Here is a 1516-nt window from a genome sequence, read left to right as displayed (position 1 = left end):
ATCGACGGGGGCGGCGGGGCGGGGATGGCGGAGACCAGGCTGATCCAAGGCCGGTACGAGCTGCTCGACCGGATCGGGCGGGGCGGCATGGGAGAGGTGTGGCGCGCCCGCGACGAGTCCCTGGGCCGGCACGTGGCCGTCAAGTGCCTCAAACCGCTGGGCCCCCGGCACGAACCCTCCTACCTCCGGGTGCTCCGCGAGCGCTTCCGCCGTGAGGCCCGCGTCGCCGCGTCGCTGCAACACCGCGGCATCACCGTCGTACACGACTTCGGCGAGAGCGACGGAGTCCTCTACCTGGTGATGGAACTGCTCGACGGGCGCAACCTCAGCCAGCTCCTGGAGGACAACAAGCAGCACCCGCTCCCCGTCCCCGAGGTCGTCGACATCGCCGAACAGGTCGGCGCCGCCCTCGCGTACACCCACCGCCAGGGCATCGTCCACCGCGACCTCAAGCCGGCCAACATCATGCGGCTGACCGACGGCACGGTGAAGATATGCGACTTCGGCATAGCGCGCCTCGGACACGACATCGGCTTCACCGCCCGGCTCACCGGAACCGGCATCGCCATGGGCACGCCCCACTACATGTCGCCGGAACAGATCGGCGGGGGGAGCGTCGACCACCGCAGCGACCTGTACTCCCTCGGCTGTGTGCTGTACGAGATCGCCACCGGCACGCCGCCGTTCGACATGGACGACGCCTGGGCCGTGCTCGTCGGCCACCGCGACACCCCGCCCCGGCCCCCGCGCGACCTGCGCCCGGAGCTGCCGCGGGCGTTCGAGGACGCCGTCCTCGACCTGCTCGCCAAGGAGCCCGGCGACCGCCCCGACGACGCGGCGGAACTCGTCAGGCGGCTGACCGGAGCCCGGCCCGGAACGCACCCGGGCGGCGCCCCTTACGCCGGTGGGGCGCCGTACGCCGACGGCACGCCGCCGTACGGCGCGCGCGTTCCCCACACCGGCGGCATGCCGTATACCGGCGATACGGCATACACCGGCAGTGCCGCGTACACCGGCAGTGCCGCCTACGGAGGCGTCCAGGCTCATCCCGGCAGCGCGGCTCACACCGACCCCGATCCCACCACCGACCCCGCCCATCCCTCCCACCTCGGCGGCGGTTCCGCCACCGGACTGCACGCGGAGGGGCTGCCGCGCCCCGGCGGCGACCCGCGTCGCCTGTCCGAACCGCCGTCCCGGCTCCCGGCCTGGGCGCGGAACATGACCACCGGCTCCAAGGCCGCCGGCACCGGCGCCACGGCCCTCCCGCCCGACCCCTCCGCCGTGCTGACCGGCGCCTGGACGGTCTCGTGGAGCGATGGGACGGGCGCGGCGGGCGGCAGGGACGGCCGGGAGACGAGAGGGGGAACGGCCCGCCGGACCGTCGCTCCGGCGCGCGTCCCGGGCGCCGACCCCCGGCTGTCCATCGGCTCGGGAGCACTCCTCTCCACCGACGCGGCCACCGGCGCCGCCGGTCCGTCACGCACCACCGCGACCGCCCCCTCCGCCGGCCCCACGC

1 protein-coding gene is annotated in these 1516 nt (G+C 74.8%); it reads left to right on the top strand.

Annotated elements, in window-relative coordinates:
• Nucleotides 1-24: 24 nt before the first annotated feature.
• A partial coding sequence (locus ACSNOK_RS32985; protein ID WP_436784466.1) for a protein kinase domain-containing protein occupies nt 25-1516 on the top strand: 1492 nt, incomplete at its 3' end.

Source organism: Streptomyces sp. URMC 126, assembly GCF_051386555.1.
Lineage (GTDB): Bacteria > Actinomycetota > Actinomycetes > Streptomycetales > Streptomycetaceae > Streptomyces.
The sequence above is the reverse complement of the archived record's forward strand: the minus strand, read 5'-3'. Positions and strand labels throughout refer to the sequence as shown.